The organism is Leucobacter edaphi (assembly GCF_016522535.1).
Lineage (GTDB): Bacteria > Actinomycetota > Actinomycetes > Actinomycetales > Microbacteriaceae > Leucobacter > Leucobacter edaphi.
On record NZ_JAEHOI010000002.1, the window covers coordinates 710,865 to 718,127 of the forward strand.

Sequence of the window (7,263 nt, forward strand, 5' to 3'; positions counted from 1 at the left end):
CATCACTGGGAACGCGCCTTCGGCCGTTCTCGCGCGGCCGCGATCGTGCCGCGCACACCACACGCAACGAAGGAATTGAAATGATCACCGTCGAGGGACTGGCCATCGACGTCGGCGCACGCCGACTCATGTCCGACGTCACATTCCGGGTCAACCCCGGCGACAAGATCGGTCTCGTCGGCCGCAACGGCGCCGGCAAGACGACGCTCACGCGCACCCTGTCCGGCGAGCTGCAGCCCGCGGAAGGTTCGCTTAATATCACTGGCGAGCTGGGCTTTCTCCCGCAGGATCCGCGCACTGGCGATCCCGAGCAGCTCGCTCGGCACCGCATCCTCGATGCCCGCGGCCTCGGCACGCTGACGAAGAACATCGCCCAGGCCACCGAGGACATGGCGTCCGAGGATCCCGCTGTCGCCGAGAAGGCGATGCGCCGCTTCGGCAACCTGACCGATCGCTTCCACGCGCTCGGCGGCTATGCCGCTGAGTCGGAGGCCGCGTCGATCTCCCACAATCTCGGTCTGCCCGATCGGGTGCTCGACCAGCCTCTCAAGACGCTGTCGGGCGGCCAGCGCCGCCGCATCGAGCTCGCGCGCATCCTGTTCTCGGACGCCGACACGATGATCCTCGACGAGCCGACGAACCACCTCGACGCCGACTCGATCGTCTGGCTGCGCGAGTTCCTGAAGAGCTACAAGGGCGGGCTGATCGTGATCAGCCACGACATCGACCTCGTGGGGGAGACCGTCAACCGCGTCTTCTACCTCGACGCGAACCGCCAGGTCATCGACATCTACAACATGACCTGGAAGCTCTATCTGCGGCAGCGGGCCGCCGACGAGGAGCGCCGTCGCAAGGAGCGCTCCAACATCGAGAAGAAGGCCTCGCAGCTGAAGGATCAGGCCGCGCGCTTCGGTGCGAAGGCCTCGAAGGCGGCCGCTGCGCACCAGATGGTCGCGCGGGCCGACAAGATGCTGTCGGGTCTCGAGGACGTGCGCCAGGTGGACCGCGTCGCGAAGCTGCGCTTCCCGGACCCCGCGCCCTGCGGAAAAACCCCGCTCATGGCCGAGGGCCTGTCGAAGTCGTACGGTTCGCTCGAGATCTTCGCGGGCGTCGACCTCGCGGTGGACCGCGGCTCCAAGGTCGTCGTGCTCGGGCTGAACGGCGCGGGCAAGACGACACTGCTGCGCCTGCTCGCGCAGGTCGACGAGCCCGATACCGGCCAGATCGTCGCGGGCCACGGCCTCAAGGTGGGCTACTACGCACAGGAGCACGAGACCCTCGACGTGCAGGCGAGCGTGCTGCAGAACATGGTGTCCGTGTCGCAGCACCTCACCGAGACGGAGGCCCGCAAGGTGCTCGGCTCGTTCCTCTTCACGGGTGACGACGTGCTGAAGCCGGCCGGCGTCCTGTCGGGCGGCGAGAAGACCCGCCTCGCGCTCGCGATGCTCGTGGTCTCGAGCGCGAACGTGCTGCTCCTTGACGAGCCCACGAACAACCTCGACCCGGCGAGCCGCGAGGAGATCCTCGACGCGCTCGCGCACTTCACGGGCGCCGTGGTGCTCGTGTCGCACGACGCCGGGGCGGTCGAGGCGCTCAACCCGGAGCGCGTGCTCATCATGCCCGAGGCGACCGAGGACCACTGGTCGAAGGAGTACCTGGAGCTCATCGAGCTCGCCTAGTCCTGGCGGGGGATCGGAGCCCGGGCAGCCGCCCGGGCTCCGCCTCCGCTCCGGCGAGCCGGGACGCGGCTCAGTTCGCGGGCTTCGGGGGCGTCGCGTACTCGGTGGTGCTGCGCAGCGCCGAGCGCTTCAGGGCCCCCGGATCCGTCTCGCGGAATCGGTCGAGCACGTACTCTGCGCCCTGATCCTGCATGCCGTTCGAGTAGTAGGCGACGTGCGCCTTCTCGTCGATGGTGGTCGTGCTCTGGCAGACGAAGTCCCCCTCGACGCAGAAGTCGCGGATCCGGTCGGCAAAGCGGGCCAGTGCGCCGACCGGGCGGGGAAGGATCCCGTTGAGCGTGGAGGCGTAGTCCCCGGCTCCGTAGCTCTCGGTCCCCTCGAATCGCGGGTTGCCGTAGAGAACGATGGCGACGACGCGATCCGCCGCGAGCGGATCGACGGTACCCGCGCGTTCTCCCACGAGGCGCGCCTCGGGATCGGAGAGCGCGTCGCCGATGACGAACGCGCCCTGGGAGTAGCCCAGCAGCACGAAACGCTGATCGGGGCACGCATCGGATTGAACGTTGAGCATGTCGATGAGGGTGCGCACCCCTGCGGTGCCGCCCAGCTTCACGTCGGTGTCCGCCGGATAGTCGAGGTCGATCGTCTGGCTCGAGTTGAGCGCCTTGGTCACGGTCTTCGCCACCGGGGTGAGGAGCTGGTTTCGCGACTTCTCCGCGGTTCCGCGCACCGTCACCACGAGTTCGCTCGAGCACTCGATCGGTTCGACGACGGGGTCGGGGTGCTTGGCGGCGTCATACTGCTCGGCGGCGTCCGGCGTCGTCGGGTTGTCGGTGACCTCCTTGAGGGAGCTGCGCGTCTCCTCGGGGTCGGGCTGCGTCGCGCAGCCCGCGAGGAGGAGCGCCGGGAGCACGAGCCCCGCGGCGAGCGCGCGCAGCCGACCACGGTTGCTGCGCTGAGCGCGAGAGCGATTCCGTGTGTCGTCCTGCTGGTGCGGTGAGAGTGACATCGGGCTATGCATCGAGCAGCGCATCCTCCTCGTCGGAATCGCTCGGACCGCGTCGCTTCTTCCGCTCCGCCGTGCGCCGGTCCTGTTCCCGCACGGTTTCGCTGCCCGCGTTGAGGCCGCGGTACTCCCGGTGCGCCGCGTATGCCACCCCGATCGCGGCGATGATGATGAACACGTACCACTGGAGCGCGTAGGAGAGATGGGGGCCTTCGTCGCGCTCGGGCTTCGCGGGAAGCTGCCCGTGCTCGCCGGCCGGGCTCTCGCTCACGAGCATCCCGTAGGCGCCAGTGTAGGCGGATCCCGTCGTCCCCGTGAGTTTCGCGAGCTCGGGAAGTTCGATGCTCGGCACCGTCCGTCCCTCGTTCGTGCGTCCCGAGATCGCGGGCTCCGAGGCGCGCAGCCGGACCACGATCTCCGTCGGGCCGTCGGGCGCTGCCGGGATCTCGGCGGCGGTCACCTTCTGCGCGGCCGCGCCGTCGATCGCCACCCAGCCGCGGTCGACGAACAGCACGCGTCCCTCCTCGGTGCGGAAGGCCTGCAGCAGGTCGGATCCCACGCCGTCGGGGCCGGGCCTGTTGCGCGCGAGATACTCGGTTCCGATGTATTCGCCCTTCGCGGTGACCTTGAGCCACTTGTGCGCGTCGAGGTCGAAGGTGTCGAGCCGGGGGAGCACCTCGCTGATGGGCTTCGGTGCGGCGTCGTAGTTGCCGTCGAGTCGCGCGATCTCGGCTCGCGCCTCCGCCCGCCGATCGAACTGCCAGTTCCCGAGGAACACGCAGGCGATCGAGAACACGAGCAGCATCGCGAAGTAGCCGAGCCACCTGGGGGAGCGGAGGAAGGTCCAGCCCACCTGCGCGGCTTCGGCGTCCGCCGCGCTCTCCGTGCGCTCGTCGGGTGCGGTCGTCGTGTCGGTCATTGCTCGTTCTGCTCCTCGAGCTCGGAGACGCTGCGCACCTCGAGCGGGAAGTCTCTGGCCGCGAGGAAGTCGCGCAGCTCGTCGCGATGCGCTTCGCACGCGAGCCAGGTCTTGCGGCGGTCGGCCGCGTGGATCTTGGGGTTGCGCCAGACGATAGCCCAGCGGGCCTCAGCGGTGCAGCGGGCGCGCGAGCAGGTGTAGCGGTGCTCGGGGGCGCCGCCCAGCTGACCGAGGAGGCCGGACAGCCCGGGGAGCGGGGCTCCGGGGGTGTGCTCGGTGGTCACGCTGCGTCGTCTCCTTCGCTGCGCACCGGTCCGGCCGCGCGGGCTACGCCGTGCGCGCGCTCGGACGGCCCAGCGGGGTCAGCGAGGTCAGCGGAATCCGCGCCCTCCGCGCGTGCCGAACGCCTCACCGGCTCGGCGTCCATCACGATGAGGGTGTCCGCGGCCGAGTCGGGCCGCTCCGCCGCCTCGGCATCGCCCGATCGAGCGGCCGTCTCGGAGCTCTCGAGCTGCAGCGGTTCAGGCGCGTCGGGCGCCTGTTCTCCGCCGTAGGCGACGGCGTTCCCGATCATCACGGCGAACCACGGAAGGAACACCGCGCCGGCCGCTGACAGCAGCACCCACCAGCCGTGCAGCCAGAAGAGCGAGACCACGCACAGCATTCTGAGCGTCATTGCGATGAAGTACATGCGCATACGGTGCGCGCGATCCTCGGTGGGATTGACCCCAGCCGATGTCACGCGGTAACTCTTCGCCATGCGTCCCTTCTCCGTACCGCACCAGACTACGCTGTTTCGCTGCGACGGGACCGACAGTTCGGGCCGCGTGCCGGGCCCTCGGGGCATGGGCCGTCACCTAGGCTGGGGGCATCTGTTCGACGGAAGGACCCCCATGACCACCTCGCGCACCGTTCTCGTCACCGGCGGCAATCGCGGCATCGGCCGCGCCATCGCCGAGCGGATGATCGCCGACGGCCACCGCGTCGCCGTCACAGCCCGATCGGGCGAGGGGCCCGAGGGCTCGCTGACCGTGCGCGCCGAGATGACGGACGCCGCCTCGATCGACCAGGCCTTCACCCAGGTCGAGGCCGAGCTCGGCCCGGTCGAGGTCGTCGTGGCGAACGCCGGCATCACGCGCGACACCCTGCTGCTCCGGATGACGGAGGAGGAGTTCACGAGCGTCATCGACACGAACCTCACGGGCACCTTCCGCGTCGTGAAGCGCGCCGCGAAGGGGCTGCTCAAGGGCCGTTTCGGACGCGTGATCCTGATCTCGAGCGTCGTCGGCCTGTACGGCTCGCCCGGCCAGATCAACTACTCGTCGTCGAAGGCGGCGCTCGTCGGTTTCGCGCGCTCGCTCACGCGCGAGCTCGGTTCGCGCGGAATCACGGCGAACGTGATCGCGCCGGGCTTCATCGAGACCGACATGACGGCGGAGCTCCCGGAAGCGCAGCAGAAGCAGTACCTGTCGACGATCCCCGCGGGCCGGTTCGGCCAGGTCTCGGAGATCGCTGGCGCCGCCTCCTTCCTGGCCGGCGACGACGCGGCCTACATCTCCGGCGCGGTCATCCCCGTCGACGGCGGCCTCGGAATGGGGCACTGAGCCGCAGTTTTCAGAACACGCGGTGAGGGCGCACGGCCGAACGGCTGGGCGCCCTCACCGCGTCACGGCCGATCCGTGGCTCGTTCAGCCAAGCCGGTCCAGGAAGGGGATCGCGAGCGCGAGATCGCCCTCGATCGCCTCGTCCGCGCGCTCGCGCACGATCGGCTTCCCGTTGTAGGAGACCCCGATCCGGGCCGTCTCCATCATGCGCAGGTCGTTCGCGCCGTCACCGATCGCCATCGTCGCGGACAGCGGAGTATTCGACTCAGCGGCCCACTCGCGCAGCGCCGCGGCCTTGGCGTCGCCGTCGACCACGGGGCCGACGGTTTTCCCTGTGAGGGCGCCGTCCACGACCTCGAGCCGGTTCGCGCGCCAGAAGTCCAGTCCGAGTTCCTTCGCGAGCGGATCGAGTACCTCGTGGAAGCCGCCGGAGACGACGGCGACCTTGCCGCCGCGATCGTGCACGGCGGCGATGAGCTCGCGGATCCCGGGGGAGAGGCGGATCCGGGCGTACGCGTCAGCGAACACCGCTTCACCGGTGCCCGCGAGCGTTGCGACTCGTTCGGCGAGGCTCTCCGAGAAGTCAAGCTCGCCCTGCATCGCCCGCTCCGTGATGCGCGCAACCTCCTCGCGGCTGCCCGCGGCGTCGGCGATGAGCTCAATCACCTCGTCCTGGATCGTCGTGGAATCACAATCGAGAACAACAAGCGGTGCAGCGGTCATGGGCCCCAGTCTAGAGAGTGCAGGGAACCGCGCGCGCGTCATGCCACGGTGGGCCCGGCGACTGGCTAGGCTGGGAGACATGGTCTCCGTGCTCAGCCTCAACGATGTCTCGTACGTCCGTGACCACCGCGCGATCCTGAACGGGGTCTCGTGGTCGGTCGAGGAAGATCAGCGGTGGGTCATCCTCGGCCCCAACGGAGCCGGCAAGAGCACCATGATGAAGCTCGCGAGCGCCATGGACTACCCGAGCAGCGGGACCGTGCAGGTGCTCGGCGAGCAGCTCGGCAAGGTCGACGTGTTCGATCTGCGCACCAGGATCGGCTTCGTGTCCTCCGCAACCGCGCGCCGCATCCCGCCCACGGAAACCGTGCGCGATCTGGTCCTCACCGCCGCATACTCTGTCGAGGGCCGGTGGAACGAACAGTACGACGCGATCGATGTCCGTCAGGCTGAGCGCATCCTCGCCGAGTGGGACCTCGGCTCCTTCGCCGACGCGAAGTTCGGGACGCTGAGCGATGGCGAGCGCAAGCGCGCCATGATCGCCCGCTCGGTCATGACCGACCCCGAGCTCCTGCTGCTCGACGAGCCGAGCTCCAGCCTCGACCTCGGCGCCCGCGAGCGGCTGCTCCGCATGCTCTCCGGCTTCGCGCAGTCGCCGAGCTCTCCGGCGATGATCATGGTCACCCACCATGTCGAGGAGATCCCGCCCGGTTTCACGCACGTGCTCATGATCCGCGACGGCGGTGTCGTCGCATCCGGCACGATCGCGGACACGCTCACGGCGGAGAACCTCGAGGCGACCTTCGGCCTCCCGTTCGAGCTCACCGAGACGAACGGCCGCTACGCCGCGGTCGCGCGCCCCTGAGGCGTTCCTCCCGGCCACGCACGCGAATCGCCGGGTACCGGGACAGCCGAAGCCCGTCACCTTCTGCTAAACTGTTCGCTTGGCGCGGTAACTCCGCAAGACTTCGGTGCGCGCTGCGCATCACAATTCACGCAAATAAAGGACACTCATGAAGACCGACATCCACCCCGAGTACAACGCAATCGTCTTCCGCGACCTCGCGTCGGGCGAGACGTTCCTCACGCGCTCGACCATGACCAGCGACAAGACGATCGAGCTCGACGGTGCGACCTACCCGGTCATCGACGTTGAGATCTCCAGCGCCTCGCACCCGTTCTACACGGGCAAGCAGCGCATCATGGACTCGGCCGGCCGCGTCGAGAAGTTCAACAAGCGCTTCAAGGGCTTCGGCGCCTAAGCACCGAACGCCACGAGAGCGGGGCCCCGACCTCAAGTGCTAGCCGCCCCCCCGCCTGGGTTAGGTAGCC

Annotated in this window: 9 protein-coding genes; 4 read left to right on the top strand and 5 right to left on the bottom strand. The window is 68.9% G+C overall.

Going from position 1 to position 7,263, the window contains the following annotated elements; translation table 11 throughout:
• Positions 1-80 precede the first annotated feature (80 nt).
• The gene (locus tag JD292_RS04630) at positions 81-1,679 is read left to right on the top strand and encodes an ABC-F family ATP-binding cassette domain-containing protein (protein WP_200131515.1); all 1,599 of its coding nucleotides are present in this window, start codon (positions 81-83) and stop codon (positions 1,677-1,679) included.
• A gap of 70 nt (positions 1,680-1,749) precedes the next feature.
• Here the strand turns inward: JD292_RS04630 and JD292_RS04635 are convergent, their stop codons facing one another.
• From JD292_RS04635 to JD292_RS04650, 4 genes are read right to left on the bottom strand one after another with little or no spacing between them, the layout of a single operon-like run.
• Positions 1,750-2,688, bottom strand: coding sequence for a cutinase family protein (locus JD292_RS04635; protein ID WP_200131516.1), 939 nt, complete (start codon positions 2,686-2,688; stop codon positions 1,750-1,752).
• 4 nt (positions 2,689-2,692) lie between these two features.
• Positions 2,693-3,604: an SURF1 family cytochrome oxidase biogenesis protein gene (locus JD292_RS04640; protein ID WP_200131517.1), complete on the bottom strand. Its 912-nt coding sequence runs from the start codon at positions 3,602-3,604 to the stop codon at positions 2,693-2,695.
• On the bottom strand, positions 3,601-3,888 hold the full coding sequence (locus JD292_RS04645; protein ID WP_439649263.1) for a hypothetical protein: 288 nt from the start codon (positions 3,886-3,888) through the stop codon (positions 3,601-3,603). The genes JD292_RS04640 and JD292_RS04645 overlap by 4 nt, the downstream gene beginning before the upstream one ends.
• Positions 3,885-4,364: a DUF3099 domain-containing protein gene (locus JD292_RS04650; protein ID WP_200131518.1), complete on the bottom strand. Its 480-nt coding sequence runs from the start codon at positions 4,362-4,364 to the stop codon at positions 3,885-3,887. Before JD292_RS04650 ends, JD292_RS04645 begins: the two co-directional genes overlap by 4 nt.
• A gap of 133 nt (positions 4,365-4,497) precedes the next feature.
• Between JD292_RS04650 and fabG the strand changes: the two genes are divergently transcribed.
• The gene (gene fabG / locus JD292_RS04655) at positions 4,498-5,208 is read left to right on the top strand and encodes a 3-oxoacyl-ACP reductase FabG (RefSeq protein ID WP_200131519.1); all 711 of its coding nucleotides are present in this window, start codon (positions 4,498-4,500) and stop codon (positions 5,206-5,208) included.
• 84 nt (positions 5,209-5,292) lie between these two features.
• Here the strand turns inward: fabG and serB are convergent, their stop codons facing one another.
• Positions 5,293-5,931: a phosphoserine phosphatase SerB gene (serB, locus tag JD292_RS04660; protein ID WP_200131520.1), complete on the bottom strand. Its 639-nt coding sequence runs from the start codon at positions 5,929-5,931 to the stop codon at positions 5,293-5,295.
• Between the two features lie 79 nt (positions 5,932-6,010).
• On the opposite strand from serB, the gene JD292_RS04665 reads away from it, so the two are divergent.
• On the top strand, positions 6,011-6,796 hold the full coding sequence (locus tag JD292_RS04665; RefSeq protein ID WP_200131521.1) for an ABC transporter ATP-binding protein: 786 nt from the start codon (positions 6,011-6,013) through the stop codon (positions 6,794-6,796).
• Between the two features lie 148 nt (positions 6,797-6,944).
• Positions 6,945-7,193, top strand: coding sequence for a type B 50S ribosomal protein L31 (locus JD292_RS04670; RefSeq protein WP_200131522.1), 249 nt, complete (start codon positions 6,945-6,947; stop codon positions 7,191-7,193).
• Positions 7,194-7,263 lie beyond the last annotated feature (70 nt).

Excerpts from the sequence above, each read along its gene's own strand:
- JD292_RS04635 (WP_200131516.1), bottom strand. The coding sequence starts at position 2,688 with ATGTCACTCTCACCGCACCAGCAGGACGACACACGGAATCGCTCTCGC.
- JD292_RS04650 (WP_200131518.1), bottom strand. The coding sequence starts at position 4,364 with ATGGCGAAGAGTTACCGCGTGACATCGGCTGGGGTCAATCCCACCGAG.
- serB (WP_200131520.1), bottom strand. The coding sequence starts at position 5,931 with ATGACCGCTGCACCGCTTGTTGTTCTCGATTGTGATTCCACGACGATC.
- JD292_RS04640 (WP_200131517.1), bottom strand. The coding sequence starts at position 3,604 with ATGACCGACACGACGACCGCACCCGACGAGCGCACGGAGAGCGCGGCG.
- JD292_RS04665 (WP_200131521.1), top strand. The coding sequence starts at position 6,011 with ATGGTCTCCGTGCTCAGCCTCAACGATGTCTCGTACGTCCGTGACCAC.
- fabG (WP_200131519.1), top strand. The coding sequence starts at position 4,498 with ATGACCACCTCGCGCACCGTTCTCGTCACCGGCGGCAATCGCGGCATC.
- JD292_RS04630 (WP_200131515.1), top strand. The coding sequence starts at position 81 with ATGATCACCGTCGAGGGACTGGCCATCGACGTCGGCGCACGCCGACTC.
- JD292_RS04670 (WP_200131522.1), top strand. The coding sequence starts at position 6,945 with ATGAAGACCGACATCCACCCCGAGTACAACGCAATCGTCTTCCGCGAC.